The organism is Neisseria sp. HMSC069H12 (assembly GCF_001812735.1).
GTDB classification, from domain to species: Bacteria; Pseudomonadota; Gammaproteobacteria; order Burkholderiales; family Neisseriaceae; genus Neisseria; species Neisseria subflava.
This window is the reverse complement of record NZ_KV810271.1, coordinates 1-15,461: the sequence shown is the minus strand read 5'-3', so window position 1 is coordinate 15,461 and position 15,461 is coordinate 1. Positions and strand designations below refer to the sequence as shown.

15 protein-coding genes are annotated in these 15,461 nt (G+C 48.3%); 12 read left to right on the top strand and 3 right to left on the bottom strand.

Annotated features, from left to right (window positions below; translation table 11 throughout):
- The first annotated feature begins 274 nt into the window (after nucleotides 1-274).
- From HMPREF2872_RS12015 to coaBC, 3 genes are read left to right on the top strand one after another with little or no spacing between them, the layout of a single operon-like run.
- A complete protein-coding gene (locus HMPREF2872_RS12015) occupies nucleotides 275-469 on the top strand; it encodes a hypothetical protein (protein WP_283118995.1) in 195 nt (64 codons plus the stop codon).
- Nucleotides 442-1,503, top strand: a complete 1,062-nt coding sequence (locus HMPREF2872_RS05620) for a hypothetical protein (RefSeq protein WP_283118994.1) — start codon at nucleotides 442-444, stop codon at nucleotides 1,501-1,503. The genes HMPREF2872_RS12015 and HMPREF2872_RS05620 overlap by 28 nt, the downstream gene beginning before the upstream one ends.
- A gap of 44 nt (nucleotides 1,504-1,547) precedes the next feature.
- Complete coding sequence (gene coaBC / locus HMPREF2872_RS05615) at nucleotides 1,548-2,726, top strand: bifunctional phosphopantothenoylcysteine decarboxylase/phosphopantothenate--cysteine ligase CoaBC (RefSeq protein ID WP_070631895.1); 1,179 nt, start codon at nucleotides 1,548-1,550, stop codon at nucleotides 2,724-2,726.
- A 57-nt stretch (nucleotides 2,727-2,783) separates the two neighbouring features.
- On the opposite strand, the gene era is transcribed toward coaBC, so the two are convergent.
- A complete protein-coding gene (era, locus tag HMPREF2872_RS05610; RefSeq protein WP_070631893.1) occupies nucleotides 2,784-3,713 on the bottom strand; it encodes a GTPase Era in 930 nt (309 codons plus the stop codon).
- Between the two features lie 64 nt (nucleotides 3,714-3,777).
- Nucleotides 3,778-4,497, bottom strand: coding sequence for a ribonuclease III (rnc, locus tag HMPREF2872_RS05605; protein WP_003748556.1), 720 nt, complete (start codon nucleotides 4,495-4,497; stop codon nucleotides 3,778-3,780).
- A gap of 253 nt (nucleotides 4,498-4,750) precedes the next feature.
- On the opposite strand from rnc, the gene HMPREF2872_RS05600 reads away from it, so the two are divergent.
- From HMPREF2872_RS05600 to nusB, 3 genes are all read left to right on the top strand, one after another.
- Nucleotides 4,751-5,074 carry a DUF2185 domain-containing protein gene (locus HMPREF2872_RS05600; RefSeq protein ID WP_003748560.1) on the top strand — a complete coding sequence of 108 codons (324 nt, stop codon included), beginning with the start codon at nucleotides 4,751-4,753 and terminating at the stop codon, nucleotides 5,072-5,074.
- 93 nt (nucleotides 5,075-5,167) lie between these two features.
- Complete coding sequence (ribH, locus tag HMPREF2872_RS05595) at nucleotides 5,168-5,647, top strand: 6,7-dimethyl-8-ribityllumazine synthase (RefSeq protein WP_070631889.1); 480 nt, start codon at nucleotides 5,168-5,170, stop codon at nucleotides 5,645-5,647.
- Between the two features lie 121 nt (nucleotides 5,648-5,768).
- Nucleotides 5,769-6,197 (top strand): transcription antitermination factor NusB, encoded by a 429-nt coding sequence (gene nusB, locus HMPREF2872_RS05590; protein ID WP_049350952.1) that lies wholly within the window; start codon nucleotides 5,769-5,771, stop codon nucleotides 6,195-6,197.
- Nucleotides 6,198-6,314: 117 nt separating this feature from the next.
- On the opposite strand, the gene HMPREF2872_RS05585 is transcribed toward nusB, so the two are convergent.
- Complete coding sequence (locus HMPREF2872_RS05585) at nucleotides 6,315-6,737, bottom strand: type IV pilin protein (protein ID WP_070631887.1); 423 nt, start codon at nucleotides 6,735-6,737, stop codon at nucleotides 6,315-6,317.
- Between the two features lie 289 nt (nucleotides 6,738-7,026).
- Between HMPREF2872_RS05585 and HMPREF2872_RS05580 the strand changes: the two genes are divergently transcribed.
- The 6 genes from HMPREF2872_RS05580 (at nucleotide 7,027) to rpoH (ending at nucleotide 15,399) form a co-directional block, all read left to right on the top strand.
- Nucleotides 7,027-8,208: an efflux RND transporter periplasmic adaptor subunit gene (locus tag HMPREF2872_RS05580; RefSeq protein ID WP_070631884.1), complete on the top strand. Its 1,182-nt coding sequence runs from the start codon at nucleotides 7,027-7,029 to the stop codon at nucleotides 8,206-8,208.
- Nucleotides 8,209-8,289: 81 nt separating this feature from the next.
- On the top strand, nucleotides 8,290-10,227 hold the full coding sequence (locus HMPREF2872_RS05575; protein WP_049350955.1) for a MacB family efflux pump subunit: 1,938 nt from the start codon (nucleotides 8,290-8,292) through the stop codon (nucleotides 10,225-10,227).
- Nucleotides 10,228-10,290: 63 nt separating this feature from the next.
- Nucleotides 10,291-11,673 carry an efflux transporter outer membrane subunit gene (locus tag HMPREF2872_RS05570; protein WP_070631881.1) on the top strand — a complete coding sequence of 461 codons (1,383 nt, stop codon included), beginning with the start codon at nucleotides 10,291-10,293 and terminating at the stop codon, nucleotides 11,671-11,673.
- 111 nt (nucleotides 11,674-11,784) lie between these two features.
- The gene (locus HMPREF2872_RS05565) at nucleotides 11,785-12,651 is read left to right on the top strand and encodes a DUF808 domain-containing protein (RefSeq protein ID WP_070631878.1); all 867 of its coding nucleotides are present in this window, start codon (nucleotides 11,785-11,787) and stop codon (nucleotides 12,649-12,651) included.
- Nucleotides 12,652-12,706: 55 nt separating this feature from the next.
- The gene (lnt, locus tag HMPREF2872_RS05560; protein ID WP_070631876.1) at nucleotides 12,707-14,254 is read left to right on the top strand and encodes an apolipoprotein N-acyltransferase; all 1,548 of its coding nucleotides are present in this window, start codon (nucleotides 12,707-12,709) and stop codon (nucleotides 14,252-14,254) included.
- A 281-nt stretch (nucleotides 14,255-14,535) separates the two neighbouring features.
- Nucleotides 14,536-15,399 carry an RNA polymerase sigma factor RpoH gene (gene rpoH, locus HMPREF2872_RS05555; RefSeq protein WP_004519690.1) on the top strand — a complete coding sequence of 288 codons (864 nt, stop codon included), beginning with the start codon at nucleotides 14,536-14,538 and terminating at the stop codon, nucleotides 15,397-15,399.
- The last annotated feature ends 62 nt before the right edge of the window (nucleotides 15,400-15,461 follow it).

The following is a 15,461-nucleotide window of genomic DNA, read 5'->3' as shown; positions in this document are numbered from 1 at the left end:
CTATACGCCTCCCAGCAAAACCAGTCAACACCCAATTTCAAAAAAATTAAAAATTTCTCACAACTATCTGTATTTAAATAATTTAAAATTTATTGAATTTTATCATTCAATAGATAAACCAGATACCCTAAGATAAATAGCCCTGCGGCTTTACTCTTAATTGCCACATTCAAACACTCTATATCTCTATATTACTGGCGCTTTAGTCCCATCTACTCTTACAATCTCTACTTTCTCCAATAAAACAATCATAAATTCCAGAATAGTCCCTATTATGAGTAACGAAAAGATTCAACAAAAATTTGAACAAGCATATCACTCTTTTATCGAAGAGGAAAATTACGAGGAAGCGCTAAAACGTGCCGAGATTCTTTGCCTTCTCAATCCGCAATCTGCAGAATTTCATCATAAAGTTGCTTATGCCTATCTGAAGCAATTGAAATGGGAAAAGCCATTGAGGCTGAAATGAAAACGCCAGAGCTGGATAGTACCTATATTCCTGCTTTGGATTCACTTGCGCACGCTTATGGCGCTCTAGATAATTGGGAAAAAACCGGGTTTTACGGTCATCAGGCTTTGGCCCTAAAAGATAAAGCTATTCCAGACCTAGAGCATGAAATCATTCCGATACCAGCTCCAAAAAACGGCAAACGGATTATCTCCTTTTCTTTATTTGGCAATAATTCCAAATATATTGAGCCTGCCGTCTTAAATACCCAGCTTGCACCTGTGCTTTTCCCCGGTTGGACATGTCGTTTTTATGTCGACGATTCTGTATCGGCTGAAGCTATTCAACGATTTAGAAATAACGGAGCAGAAGTAATTAAAGTTGGCGATCCATTGGACAACTGGCCGGGTACGATGTGGCGCTTTCTTGCCATTAATGATCCTGAGGTTGAATACGTTATTTTCCGTGATGCAGACTCTATTATTTGTTATCGTGATGCAGCGGCCGTATCCGAATGGATAAAAAGTGGCACCCTATTCCACACTATTCGCGACTCAGGCTCGCATACCGCCCTAATTCTTGCAGGTATGTGGGGCGCTAAAGCGGGTGCAGTCCCAGATATGCAGGAAAGGATTCAAAACTTTGTCGACGAGGGCTACCCTTCCAGACATTTTGCCGACCAAGATTTTCTAGAAAAAGAATTGTGGGCCTATATCCGTCAGAATCTGTTCGCACATGACAGATTATTTGATTTCTGTAATGCACACGAAATTCCCGGCGAGTTTTACCCTAATTATCAAATCGCTTTCAGCGAAGGGGTTACCAGCTTTAACGCAACGACTGATTGTGAAGACGGCAGCCTGGCAAAATGGACGCTGTACTCCAGTGCTTCACCTTTGGTCAATCCGGACTACTCGCTCAATGTTGTTCTTGAATTTAAAGTCTGCAGTTATGTGACTGAAGTAAAAAACGGAGCGGTTTCAGCATTTTTGCCGAAGAGATATGGTAATGCGATTAAAGCAAAACTGGCCAGAATCAACATCGAACAAATATAATTTGATTTGATTCCTATATATCTCATTTAATGAACTCGTTATTTATGAGCAAACACATTCTCCTCGGCATTACCGGCGGTATTGCGGCGTATAAATCTTGTGAACTGGTCAGGCTGCTGAAAAAGCAAGGACATTCTGTATCAGTAGTGATGACGGATTCTGCGACAGAATTTGTCTCCTCACTGACTTTCCAAGCTTTAACTGGCAACCCTGTTTTATCGGATACCTATTCAGGTGCTTCCAATAATGGCATGGCGCACATCAATCTGACGCGTGAAGCTGACGCATTTCTTATTGCGCCAGCCACTGCCAATACGATTGCCAAAATTGCCAACGGATTAGCTGATAATCTACTGACCAACTTGGTGGCAGCTAGAAAATGTCCTTTGGCCGTTGCACCTGCAATGAATGTCGAAATGTGGAACAACCCTGCCAACCTGCGCAATATTGAGCAACTGGTTTCAGACGGCATTACCGTGTTTTACCCAAACAGTGGCGAACAGGCTTGCGGTGAAACAGGTACAGGTAGAATGGTCGAAGCGGTCGATCTGGCAGATTTGCTAGAAGATTTATGGACACCCAAGCTACTGAGCGGCAAAAAAGTTCTGATTACAGCCGGCGCAACGTTTGAAGCCATTGATCCTGTCCGCGGCATTACCAATATTTCCAGCGGACAAATGGGCATGGCTTTAGCGCGTGCGTGCCGTGCTGCCGGAGCGAAAGTCACGCTGATTTACGGTCAAATTCAGACGGCCTTGCCAGCAGGCTTGGCTCATTCCGAACAAGCTGTCAGCGCAGAAGCCATGTATCAGGCAGTTCACCGCCATATCCATGAACAAGATATCTTTATTTCCGTTGCAGCCGTTGCAGACTACAAAGTCAAAAACAGTAGCAACGAGAAACTGAAGAAAAACGGTAATCAGCCCCCGGTTATCGAACTGACGGAAAATCCAGATATTCTCGCATCCGTTGCCGCCCTGCCTTCTCCACCATTCTGCGTTGGCTTTGCTGCCGAAAGCCATCAGGTTTTGAAATTTGCACGGGCAAAACGTTTGCGCAAAAACGTACCGATGCTGGTAGCCAACCAAGTTTCCGTTTCCATGGGTAAGCCAACCAATCAAATCACCATTATTGATGACCTTGCCGAAACTTCATTTCCGGAAACATCCAAACGCCAAGCAGCGGATGAAATCGTCAAACGCCTGGCTGAATTGTTGACTTAATCAAACAAAAGGCCGTCTGAAAGTTTTTCAGACGGCCTTTTGTTCAAACACATCAAATTACAAACCCAATTCGCGCAGAAAACGAATATCATCTGCCCAACCAGATTTTACTTTCACCCAAATCTTCAAAAAAACTTTGGTATCAAACAATTTTTCCATATCAAGGCGGGCTTCAGTAGAAATTTTCTTCAATTTCTCCCCACCCTTGCCAATCAAAATCGCCTTTTGGCTGTCTTTATCGACCAACACAGCGATATAAATGCGGAACAGTCCGCTTTCCTCTTCCTCAAACTGCTCCACTTCAACATTCATCGCATACGGCAGCTCTTCGCCCAAATAGCGGAACAGTTTTTCACGCACAATTTCCATCGCCAGGAATCGGCTGGATTTGTCCGTGACCATATCTTCCGGATACATCGGGATACTTTCCGGCAGATAAGGCTTGAGCAGTTCCAACAGATTGGCAATACGCAGGCCATGTTTCGCGCTGACTGCCTCGCTGGCGGCAAATTCAAACTCTTGGCGCACTTCATTGATAAACGCCTCAAGCGCAAATTTGTCTTTGGCTTTGTCTTTATCAATTTTATTGACCACCAATACCACAGACGTATGCTTAGGCAACTGCTTCAGTACCACGCGGTCGGCATCGGTAAAGCGCATGGCTTCCACCACAAAAACCACTACGTCCACGCCGCTCAACGCTTCGGTTACGTTTTGATTAAGTCGGTCATTCAAAGCATTGCGGTGATTGGTTTGAAAACCCGGCGTATCGACAAACACAAATTGCGCCGTGTCGTCGGTGTAAATACCGGTTACACGGTTGCGCGTGGTTTGTGCTTTTTTACTGGTAATACTGATTTTCTGACCAATTAAATGGTTCATCAGCGTGGATTTGCCGACATTCGGGCGACCCACGATGGCCACAAAGCCGCAACGATAATCCGTCGGGTGTTGCGACTCGTTTTGCAAAAAGGTTTCGATATCCATTTATATATGACTTTCTTGATTGTTTCAGACGGCCTTTGCATTTTCTCAAAGGCCGTCTGAAATATTATTTTTTAGATTTTTTCAAAGGAAACTTCTGTTCCAACCACTCCAAGGCTTCACATGCCGCTTTTTGCTCGGCTACTTTCCGGCTGCTGCCGCGTGCATTGCAGATGAAACCAAGTTCGCCCAAATCGCAGGAAATCACAAACATCGCATCAGCCGTCTGCTCCGCCTGCTCTTCGATTCGATATTTCGGCAGGGCAAAGCGGCGTGCCTGCAAGGCTTCCTGCAAAGCGGTTTTACTGTCTTTCTTGCCGATATTCAAATCCGCACGTTTCACGCGTTCCGCAAACAAATGGCGAACCACTTTTTCCGCCGCAGAAAAATCCGCGTCAAAACTGACCGCCGCAAACATCGCCTCCATCGCATCGGCCAAAATCGAAGGCCGTCTGAAACCGCCGCTCTTCAACTCGCCGGCACCCAAATACAAACCGTCGCCGACATTCATTTCCAACGCGATTTCAGCCAATACACCTTCATTCACCAAAGCCGCGCGCATCCGCGACAACTCGCCTTCCGACAATTTCGGAAAAGCGTCAAACAACATCCGCGCCACGGAATAGTTCAAAATCGAATCGCCGACAAATTCAAAACGCTCATTGTGTTTGGCATTGTAGCTGCGGTGGGTCAAAGCCTGCTGAAGCAGCTCCATATTGCGGAACTCATAGCCCAGACGCTTTTGAATCGCTCGATGCGCCTGCTGTTTGAGCAAATCAGGTTTCATTCCATACTTTCAAAAAACAGCCGGAAAGCACGCCTCATCCGCAGTGAAACAAAATAAAAAGGCTACACCGGCAACTTTTTTATTTTGGCTCATTGTTTCTTGCGTCCCTCAAGCCGATAAACAATCAAAAGCCGTCATGTTCAAACCTGACGGCACTTGCCGACATTGTACCATCAAACCGCCCCTGCACACATCCGTGCGGAAAAGTGGCGAATCGTGTAAAATCATGCCAAATCATCTCTTTGTCAACTCTATGAACAAATTTGCCCAAGCATTGGCCGCAGCGCTCGACCGCTGCATCGTTACCAACACCGTCGCCGAACAAGGCGAGCCCGTCGGCTTCCTCTACCGCGAAGCCCCCGTATTTGAAAATGACAGCGGCTGGCGTATTTTCAGCGGCGACGAAACCGACGAATACACCGACAATCCCGACAACTTCAGCATTGTCAGTCTCTCCGCCATTACCGCAGACAATCCCGACATTGCGCCCCTGCTGACTCAGGCAGAAGGCAGCGCGTGGGAATTGAACGAAGACGGCGAGTTCCAAGCCGTTGCCGATTGGCAGCCGCAAGAATAATCCATCCCCATTTCGTTTCAGACGGCCTTCTTTATAACAAGGCCGTCTGAAACCGAGCCGAATCCCTATTTCACAAATATTGAAGGAATCATCATGAACATTATCGAACCACGCCTCGATGGCACCAACCTGCGCATCGGCATCGTTCAAGCCCGCTTCACCAACGAAATCGGCAGCGAAATGGTCAAAATTTGCTGCCGCACCTTAAAAGAATTGGGCGTATCCGAAGACAACATCACGCTTGCCACCGTTCCCGGCGCGCTTGAAGTGCCTATCGCGCTGATGAACCTCGCTTCATCCGAACAATTCGATGCCCTGATTGCCATCGGCGTTGTCATTCGTGGCGAAACCTACCACTTTGAATTGGTATCCAATGAGTCCGGCGCAGGTGTCAGCCGCGTTGCCCTTGACTACAACATCCCTATCGCCAACGCCATCCTGACAACTGAAAACGACGAACAAGCCGTTGCACGCATCGAAGAAAAAGCCTCCGATGCCGCCAAAGTTGCCGTAGAATGTGCCAACTTGGTCAACCATCTTTTGTCAGAACAATACGAAGACGACGAAGAATAAGTTTCTCTCCGTATTGAATACCGCATATTTTCAGACGGCCTCTCAATCATGACATTGAGGCCGTCTGAATCATTCAATATTCAGCCGACAACCCTCGGCGCTCTCTTCACAAGGAATACCCATGAAAAGCCCACGCCGCCGCGCACGCGAGCTTGCCGTACAAGCTATTTATCAAGCAGGCATCAACAAAACCGCCGCTCCCGAAATTGCCAAAAACATCCACGAACTGTCCCAAACATCCAATATGGATGAAGAGCTGTTCAACAAACTGTTTTTCGGCGCACAAACCCATGCCGAAGAATACATGGAAAAAATCAGCCCCCTGCTCGACCGCGACGAAAAAGACCTCAGTCCTATCGAACGCGCCGTTTTGCTGGTTGCCTGCCATGAGCTGAGCACCATGCCTGAGACCCCCTACCCTGTCATCATCAACGAAGCCATCGAAGTCACCAAAACTTTCGGCGGCACCGATGGCCATAAATTCGTCAATGGCATCCTCGACCAACTGGCTTCACGCATCCGCCCTGACGAACCGCGCCGCAAAGGCTAAGATTGACTTCGCATCAGGTCGGGATTACCGATCTTTGCCCTGTTTAAGCTAATGTCCTTATACAGCCAAACCATCAAAAAGGCCGTCTGAAATTCAGACGGCCTTTTATCTTTCGATTTATTCTGATTTTGGCATTTCATAACCGGGACAGTTTTGCTTGTCGCTGCTTGCCCAGATGATACCGCTGTCGTTGTAATAAACGGTACAGGTTTCATTTGCGTTGGTTTCTTTGTTAGGCTCTGCCTTCAAAATATAACCTGAATCGGAAGGATTAGGTATAGAAGCCGTACCCTCGGAAAAACTAATATCGAAATATTGATTCTGCTGTAAATTTCCAGCAGGAAACCCTACAAATGTACTTTTTTGAGTGTAGTAGCGTTCGAGCTGTTGGGCGTTATGCAGCATCTGCGTGCGGACGGCGGCAAGGCGCGTTTGGCGGATGTAGTTTTGATAAGACGGATATGCGATGGTAGCGAGAATGGCTGCAATCACAACGACTATCAGCAGCTCGATAAGCGTGAAGCCTTGTTGGTGTTTCATTGTATTTATGTCGTAAATAATTAGAATAAGACGTGAATATTATAGTAGTTTTCTTGCGGATTAAATGTTCAGATTCGGAGGGAGTTTGGGAATTTATGTAAATGAGGTGCAAATTCTGAAAAATGTTTACTGCCCTTTATTTTTTATTTCAATAAGTTAAACTTCAATTTAAGCCGACCGTCTCTTGGTCGGACTTGGTCTTTACAGTAAAATCCAGTTGTTTTTTTGTTTCTATCAATATATTTGTTGCTTGTCTGCGACGTTATTTTATTGAATTGGTTCTTTTTATATGTCTAAAGTTTTCAAGTGGGCGGCCGGTACGGCTGTTATCGTGGCTGCGGCTTTCGGCGGCTGGTCTTTGATGAAGCCTGAGCCTCAGTCTTCTTTTATTACTGAAGTAGTCAAACGCGGCGATATCCGTCAAACCGTGTCGGCAACCGGCGAAATCTCGCCTTCCAATTTAGTATCCGTAGGCGCGGAAGCTTCAGGTCAGATTAAAAAACTATATGTGAAACTGGGCCAGCAAGTGAAAAAAGGTGATCTGATTGCAGAAATCAACTCAACCAATCAGATCAACACGTTGAATACCGAAAAATCCAAACTGGAAACCTATCAGGCAAAATTGGTTTCTGCCGAAATCGCGCTTTCCAGTGCGGAGAAAAAATATAAACGCGAATTTGCCTTATGGAAAGAACAGGCGACTTCCAAGGAAGACTTGGAATCTGCACAAGACTCTTTAGCCGCGGCCAAAGCCAATGTCGCCGAACTGAAAGCCGCCATCAAACAATCAAAAATCTCCATCAATACAGCCGAATCCGAACTGGGCCACACGCGGATTACCGCCACCATGGACGGCACTGTGGTCGCCATTCCTGTTGAAGAAGGCCAATCCGTCAATGCGGCGCAATCTACGCCGACCATTATCCAACTGGCCAACTTGGAAACCATGTTAAACAAAATGCAGATTGCCGAGGGCGACATCACGAAAGTCAAAGCCGGTCAGGATATTTCGTTCACCATTTTGTCCGAGCCGGACACTCCGATTAAAGCGAAATTGGACAGCGTTGACCCCGGCCTGACCACCATGTCTTTGGGCAACTACACCAGCAGCACGGACACGACTTCCAATGCGATTTACTACTATGCCCGTGCACTGGTGCCAAATCCCGAAGGCAAACTTTCTATCGGTATGACCACTCAAAACACGATCGAAATCAACGGCGTGAAGAATGTCTTACTGGTACCGACACTGACCGTGAAAAAGCATAACGGCAAATCCTATGTCAGCATTTTGGGGGCAGACAATAAAGCGGTAGAACGCGAAGTGACTGTCGGCTTGAAAGACAGCATGAATACCGAAATCAAAAGCGGCTTGAAAGAAGGCGAAAAAGTGATTGTTTCTGAAATGAGCGCAGATGAAAAGAATAAGAGCAGCGAACGCGCGATGATGGGTGGCGGCCCTCCTCGCTGATTGATTAAGGCCGTCTGAAAGATTTGGCTGTGTTTCAGACGGCCTTAGTTCCTGTGTTTCTATTTTTCGCCCGGAAAGATTATGAGTTTAATCGAATGTAAGAATATCAACCGTTTTTTCGGTAACGGTGAAAACCGTGTGCATGTATTGAAAGATGTCAGCCTTTCTATTGAGAAAGGCGACTTTGTGGCGATTATCGGCCAATCCGGCTCGGGCAAATCGACGCTGATGAATATTTTGGGCTGTCTGGATACCGCTACTTCCGGCTCTTATCAAATCGACGGCATCGAAACATCGCAAATGCAGCCGGATGAGCTTGCGGCTTTGCGCCGTGAGCGTTTCGGCTTTATTTTCCAGCGTTACAACCTGTTAAGCTCGCTGACCGCCCGAGACAACGTCGCTCTGCCTGCCGTGTATATGGGCATGGACAGTAAAGAGCGTGCGGAACGTGCGGAAAAACTGTTGGGCGATTTGGGTTTGCAAAATAAAGAAGGCAACAAACCCAGCGAACTTTCCGGCGGTCAGCAACAACGCGTTTCGATTGCCCGCGCGTTGATGAACGGCGGCGAAATCATCTTTGCCGACGAGCCGACCGGCGCATTGGATACCGCCAGCGGTAAAAACGTGATGGAAATCATCCATAAGCTGCACGAAGACGGGCATACCGTGATTATGGTCACCCACGATCCGGGCATTGCGGCAAACGCAAACCGCGTCATCGAAATCCGCGACGGTCAGATTATTTCAGATACGTCTAAAAATCCGGATATTCCGCCAAGCAAAGTGGAGAGGATTAAAGAAAAAGCTTCCTGGTCGTTTTATTACGATCAATTTATGGAAGCATTTAAAATGTCGGTACAGGCGATTATGGCGCACAAGATGCGTTCGCTGCTGACCATGCTGGGGATTATCATCGGTATCGCTTCGGTGGTATCAGTAGTGGCATTGGGTAATGGCTCGCAACAAAAAATCTTGGAAGACATCAACTCGATGGGCACAAACACCATCAGCATCTTCCCCGGCCGTGGTTTTGGCGACCGTAGAAGCGGACGAATCAAAACACTGACGATTAATGACGCAAAAGCCATCAGCCAACAAAGCTACGTCGCATCCGCCACCCCTCAAACCAACTCCGGCGGCACCTTGACCTACCGCAACACCGACCTGACCGCCTCGCTTTACGGCGTAGGCGAACAATATTTCGATGTGCGCGGTTTGAAATTGGAAGAAGGCCGTCTGTTTGATGATGACGATGTCAAAACCGATGCCCAAGTCGTCGTTATCGACCAAAACACCAAAACCAAACTCTTCGGCGAAGGCGTCAATCCTTTAGGTAAAACCATCCTCTTCAAAAAACGCCCGCTAACCGTCATCGGCATTATGAAAAAAGATGACAACTCGTTCGGCAATTCAGACTCGCTGATGCTTTGGTCGCCTTATACAACGGTCATGCACCAAATTACCGGCGAGAGCCATACCAACTCCATCGTTGTCAAAATCAAAGACGATGCCAACACGCAAGTTGCCGAAAAAAGCCTAACCGAGCTACTGAAAGCACGCCACGGCACAGAAGACTTCTTTATGAACAACAGCGACAGTATCAAAGAAATGGTTGAAAGCACAACCGGCACCATGACGCTGCTGATTTCTTCCATCGCGGTCATCTCTTTGGTGGTCGGCGGTATCGGCGTGATGAACATCATGCTGGTCTCCGTTACCGAGCGCACCAAAGAAATCGGCGTCCGCATGGCAATCGGCGCACGCCGCAACAATATTTTGCAACAGTTTCTGATTGAGGCCGTCTTAATCTGTATCATCGGCGGCCTGTCAGGCGTATTGTTGTCCGCAAGCATCAGCCTGGTGTTCAACTATTTTGTTACCGACTTCCCAATGAGCATTTCCATGACTTCCGTCATCGGCGCAGTTGTCTGCTCCACCGCCATCGGCGTCGCGTTCGGCTTTATGCCTGCCAACAAGGCTTCCAAGCTCAACCCGATTGATGCGCTGGCTCAGGATTGATTATGTTTCAGACGGCCTATTATCTTAGGGCCGTCTGAAATGCTGTTACCCGAAAGATTTTTTATGAAGACGAAACCTTTTTCCCAAGCAGCCTTATCATTGGCTGTTGCCCTTGCCCTAAGTGCGTGCGCCGCACCTAAAGCCAATCCGAACCTAACACTGGAAGCGACCGGCCAAGTCATGAGCACGGCGGAAACTGCCGAACGCTACGATGTAAACGGCAACTGGTGGGAAATCTACCAAAGCCCGCAGCTCAACGCGCTGATGGAGCAGGCGCTGGCCAACAATGTCGATTTGAAACAGGCAGCCATCAGCGTCAACAAGGCTTTGTATCAAGCCAATATTTTGGGTGCGGATTTGGTGCCTTCGTTCAGCGGCTCGTTGGGCGCGAACGCTTCTAAAAACCTGAAAACCGGCAGCCACGGCAATACCTTCAGCAGCCAGCTTGGCTTGAGCTACGAATTGGATTTATGGCGTAAACTCAGTGCCACTGCCGATGCTCAGGTATGGGAATACCAAGCCACGCATGAAGACATGGCCAACACACGCCTGACTTTGATTAATAATGTCGCCGATGCGTATTTCAATATCGCCTACCTGAACGAAGCCATCGAGTTGGCGCAAAAATCGCTGAAGCAATATCAGGAAATCAACCGCATTGCGAATGCCAAGTTCCGCTATGGCCGGGCCGACTCCAGCCAGCCGACCCAAGCCAAACAGTCATTGCTGAGCGCGGAAAACAGCCTGTTGTCTTTGCAAAACAATTTGGATACGCAAAAACAGGTTTTGCGTAATTTATTGAATTTAAGGCCGTCTGAAAACATGGCCGCCGATCCGGCACAGTTCCGCCTGCTGCCAGTCAAAGGCGTGAACCTCGACGTACCGATTACCGTATTGGCGAACCGCCCCGACCTGCGCGCCGCCGAATACCGCCTGCAAGCGTCGCAACAATCGGTCAACGCGCAAAAACGCAGTTGGTATCCGTCGATTACTTTGGGCGCAAGTTTGAGTACGTCGTCCGACAAAGCAAAAAGTACGTTCAATATCCCTATGTTGGGCGGTTCGGCCACCATCAATCTGCCTTTCCTTAATTGGCAGACCATGAAATGGAAAGACAAAACCGTACAAGCGGAGATGGACAGTGCCAAGCTGAATTTTGAAAAAGCCCTGACCACCGCGCTCAACGAGGTCAACACCAACTACCTTGCCTACCGAAACGCGCAGGCCAGCCTTGCCAATCAGGAACAACGTTATCAGTTGGACAAGAAAAACAGCCATTACTATCAAGTACGCTACCAACACGGTAAAAACGAACTGAAAGACTGGCTGGAGGCTTTGAATTCGGAATACAGCTCGGCTCAAAACCTGCTGAACCAACGCTATGAAGCCTTAAAATACGAAAATATGGTGTATAAAGCCATGGCAGGACGTTATACGCCGAAATAGCATTTTCAGACGGCCTTTGGTTAATTTCCGTCAACGGCCGTCTGAAACCATTCAAGCAACTGAATTTTCATATATAATCGCGCGTTTATTTGATTTTATCCGGACAACATTATGGCCTTTGCCTCTCTCTTTACGCTTTTGGACGATATTACCGCCGTTTTGGATGATGTAGCGATGATGACCAAAGTCGCCGCCAAAAAAACCGCCGGCGTGGTCGGTGACGATTTGGCGCTCAACGCCAATCAGGTAACCGGCGTATCCGCCGAGCGCGAATTGCCGATTATTTGGGCGGTGGCAAAAGGCTCTCTGGTCAACAAGCTGATTCTGGTGCCGCTTGCGCTGTTGCTTTCCGCTTTCCTACCTGCGCTGATTACACCCTTGCTGATGATCGGCGGTGTGTATTTATGTTTTGAAGGCGTGGAAAAACTGTTGCACAAATTTCTGCACCGCAATGAACACGAAGACGGACACAATGCCGAGCCTGAAGTCACAGACGAAAAAACAAAAGTTAAAGGCGCGGTCCGCACAGATTTCATTCTCTCCGCCGAAATCATCATTATCGCGCTGGGCGTTGTTGAAAAATATGACCTGATGACGCGTTCTTTGGTGATGGCCGCCATCGGTGTCGGCATGACGGTATTGGTCTATGGTTTGGTCGGCATTATCGTCAAACTTGACGACCTCGGCATGATGTTGATGCGCCAAAAAAGCGCCGCCGTACAAGGTATCGGACGCGGTTTGATTTCATTTATGCCTTGGTTTATGCGCGGCTTGAGTATTGTCGGCACGCTGGCGATGTTCTTAGTCGGCGGCGGACTGATTGCCCACAACCTTGGCTTTTTGCACGATTTCCTCCATGCGCAGCATTGGGACAGCGGTATGATGGAACATATCGCCAATCTGGTGGTCGGAGTAGCCGCCGGTGCATTGGCTTGCGCAATCGTCCTGCCTGCAATGAAATTATTTCAAAAAGACTGATTTTGTTTCCCTGCCGTCTGAAAACTTTTCAGACGGCCTCAATACCATTTAAAGCATGAATATTTTCCGTAAACTCGAACAATATTGGCAACATCCGCTGCTGTACTGGCCGCTGGTCATCTTGATTGCCGCCGCGACACCGTTCACTTTCGCCCCGTATTATCATTTCTGGCTGATGCCGCTGTTGTTTGGCGCGCTGATACGCCTGATTGAATTGCGTCCGCGCTTTGCCGTCATGACAGCCTATCTGTTCGGATTAATCGGTTATACGGCCCAGTTTTATTGGATACACACTGCCTTGCATGATGTTTCGGGTTTGCCGGATTCATACGCCATCCCCCTCACCTTCCTGCTGCCGGCGTTTCTTGCACTTTATCCAGCCATCTGTTTTTGGGTGTGGAGAAAATGCAACCTGTCGCGCTGGGCCAAAACCGGTCTCCTGCTGCCGATTTTGTGGACGCTGGCAGAATTTGCCCGCGAACGTTTCCTGACCGGGTTCGGCTGGGGCGCAATCGGCTATTCCCAAATCATCAAAGACAGCCCGTTGGCAGGTTTCGCGCCTTTGGGCGGCATTCATATGGTCACGCTGGCAACTGCTTTCCTCAGCGCATGGCTGGTGTTGCTGATTGACAACCACGGCCGTCTGAAACACCGCCTGCTGCCCTTATTCCTTATCGTTGCGCTCTGCTCCGTCGGCTACATTTCCCAACAAACCGAATACACCCGCCCCGACGGCAGCACCAGCACGGTTGCCCTGATTCAAGGCAACATCGAGCAAAATCTGAAATGGAAGGAAGAGCAAATTATCCCGACCATTCAGAAATACTACGAACAAATCAGCAAGACCAGTGCCGACATTGTCATCCTGCCTGAAACCGCCCTGCCGCTGATGCGCCAAGACCTGCCCGAAGGCATCTTGGAACAATTCGCCGAACAGGCACAAAGCAACGGCAGCGCATTGGCCATCGGCATCAGCCAATATACGCCCGACGGCAATGGCTACGAAAATGCAGTCATCAATTTGAGCGAATATCACAACAGTACTTCCGATGTCATCCCCTACTACGCCAAGAACCACCTCGTTCCATTTGGCGAATACAAGCCCTTGCCCACCATTACCGAGCGCCTCTATAAAATGATGGATATGCCTTTGGCCGACTTTCAAAAAGGAGGCGACAACCAAGCGCCTTTGGTGATGAAAGATCAAAAAGTCGCCTTCAATATCTGCTATGAAGACGGTTTCGGCGACGAACTCATTGCAACGGCGAAACGCTCCACCTTGCTTGCCAACATCAGCAATATGGCGTGGTATGGCAAATCCAATGCCATGTACCAGCAGCTTCAACAGTCCCAAGCGCGTGCAATGGAACTGGGCCGCTACATGGTTCGCGCCACCAATACCGGCGCGACCGCCATTATTTCCCCTAAAGGTACGATTGTTGCCGAAGCCCAACCGAATACGGAAACCGTCCTCGAAGGCCACGTCAAAGGCTATATCGGCGAAACGCCTTATATGAAAGCAGGCGGCTCAACATGGCTTATCAGCATTTTGGCCGTTATCGGCGTATTCCTTATCCTGATTGGCCGGAAAAAACCAGAATAAAAAAAATTTTTAATATCTTGTTATACAAGGTCTTTTTTATCACCAAAACTATTTACATACAGAAATGTTTGTAATATACTTAACCAAAACCTAGCAAATCACTCAAATTTTCTAAGACAATCAACCCTTGCGATTCAAGCAGTAAAAACTATTGAATCTATCGTTAATTTACAGAAAAAATCCAACCCATAACAAAACAAACCACAGGCAGTGTTATACTGCTTGTCACACAATAAACAAAAAGCCGTCTTCAGACGGCTCAATCAAGGAAGGCACCCTTCATGAATAAAGCTTTTGCATTACCTGTTATCCACAGCGGCAACGGTAGCCTCGAGCAATACATTCATACTGTCAACAGCATTCCCATGCTTACCGCCGAAGAAGAAACACAACTGGCGGAACGTCAACAAAAAGGCGACCTTAACGCCGCCAAACAGCTTATCCTGTCGCATCTTCGCGTCGTCGTATCCATTGCACGCGGCTACGACGGCTACGGCCTCAACCAAGCCGACCTGATTCAAGAAGGCAATATCGGCCTGATGAAAGCCGTCAAACGCTACGAACCAAGTCGCGGCGCGCGCCTATTTTCGTTTGCCGTGCATTGGATTAAAGCCGAAATCCACGAATTCATTTTGCGCAACTGGCGTTTGGTCCGCGTTGCCACCACCAAACCGCAACGCAAACTGTTCTTCAATCTGCGCAGCATGCGTAAAAACTTGAATGCTTTGTCTCCAAAAGAAGCGCAAGAAATCGCCGACGATTTGGGCGTCAAATTGTCCGAAGTCTTGGAAATGGAGCAACGCATGACCGGTCACGACATCGGCATCATGGCAGAAAACAACGATGACGAGGACAACTTCGCCCCTATCGACTGGTTGGCCGATCACGATGCAGAGCCTAGCCGTCAGTTGTCCAAACAAGCCCACTACGCCCTGCAAACCGAAGGCCTGCAAAACGCCTTGGCGCAACTGGACGACCGCAGCCGTCGTATCGTTGAAAGCCGCTGGTTGCAAGACGATGGCGGTTTGACCCTGCACGAATTGGCTGCCGAATACGGCGTATCTGCCGAACGCATCCGCCAAATCGAAGCCAAAGCCATGCAAAAACTGCGCGGTTTCTTGGCAGAAGAAGCTGAAGCCGTTTAAGCCTTTCATTAGAAAAAGGCCGTCTGAAACATGAACTGCACCCCAAAAGTTGGACATCCCCC

What these genes read in the sequence shown, in the direction of transcription:
- rpoH (WP_004519690.1), top strand. Translation starts at nt 14,536, where the DNA reads ATGAATAAAGCTTTTGCATTACCTGTTATCCACAGCGGCAACGGTAGC.
- coaBC (WP_070631895.1), top strand. Translation starts at nt 1,548, where the DNA reads ATGAGCAAACACATTCTCCTCGGCATTACCGGCGGTATTGCGGCGTAT.
- HMPREF2872_RS05620 (WP_283118994.1), top strand. Translation starts at nt 442, where the DNA reads ATGGGAAAAGCCATTGAGGCTGAAATGAAAACGCCAGAGCTGGATAGT.
- HMPREF2872_RS05575 (WP_049350955.1), top strand. Translation starts at nt 8,290, where the DNA reads ATGAGTTTAATCGAATGTAAGAATATCAACCGTTTTTTCGGTAACGGT.
- HMPREF2872_RS05570 (WP_070631881.1), top strand. Translation starts at nt 10,291, where the DNA reads ATGAAGACGAAACCTTTTTCCCAAGCAGCCTTATCATTGGCTGTTGCC.
- HMPREF2872_RS12015 (WP_283118995.1), top strand. Translation starts at nt 275, where the DNA reads ATGAGTAACGAAAAGATTCAACAAAAATTTGAACAAGCATATCACTCT.
- HMPREF2872_RS05585 (WP_070631887.1), bottom strand. Translation starts at nt 6,737, where the DNA reads ATGAAACACCAACAAGGCTTCACGCTTATCGAGCTGCTGATAGTCGTT.
- HMPREF2872_RS05580 (WP_070631884.1), top strand. Translation starts at nt 7,027, where the DNA reads ATGTCTAAAGTTTTCAAGTGGGCGGCCGGTACGGCTGTTATCGTGGCT.
- lnt (WP_070631876.1), top strand. Translation starts at nt 12,707, where the DNA reads ATGAATATTTTCCGTAAACTCGAACAATATTGGCAACATCCGCTGCTG.
- HMPREF2872_RS05565 (WP_070631878.1), top strand. Translation starts at nt 11,785, where the DNA reads ATGGCCTTTGCCTCTCTCTTTACGCTTTTGGACGATATTACCGCCGTT.
- rnc (WP_003748556.1), bottom strand. Translation starts at nt 4,497, where the DNA reads ATGAAACCTGATTTGCTCAAACAGCAGGCGCATCGAGCGATTCAAAAG.
- HMPREF2872_RS05600 (WP_003748560.1), top strand. Translation starts at nt 4,751, where the DNA reads ATGAACAAATTTGCCCAAGCATTGGCCGCAGCGCTCGACCGCTGCATC.
- era (WP_070631893.1), bottom strand. Translation starts at nt 3,713, where the DNA reads ATGGATATCGAAACCTTTTTGCAAAACGAGTCGCAACACCCGACGGAT.
- ribH (WP_070631889.1), top strand. Translation starts at nt 5,168, where the DNA reads ATGAACATTATCGAACCACGCCTCGATGGCACCAACCTGCGCATCGGC.
- nusB (WP_049350952.1), top strand. Translation starts at nt 5,769, where the DNA reads ATGAAAAGCCCACGCCGCCGCGCACGCGAGCTTGCCGTACAAGCTATT.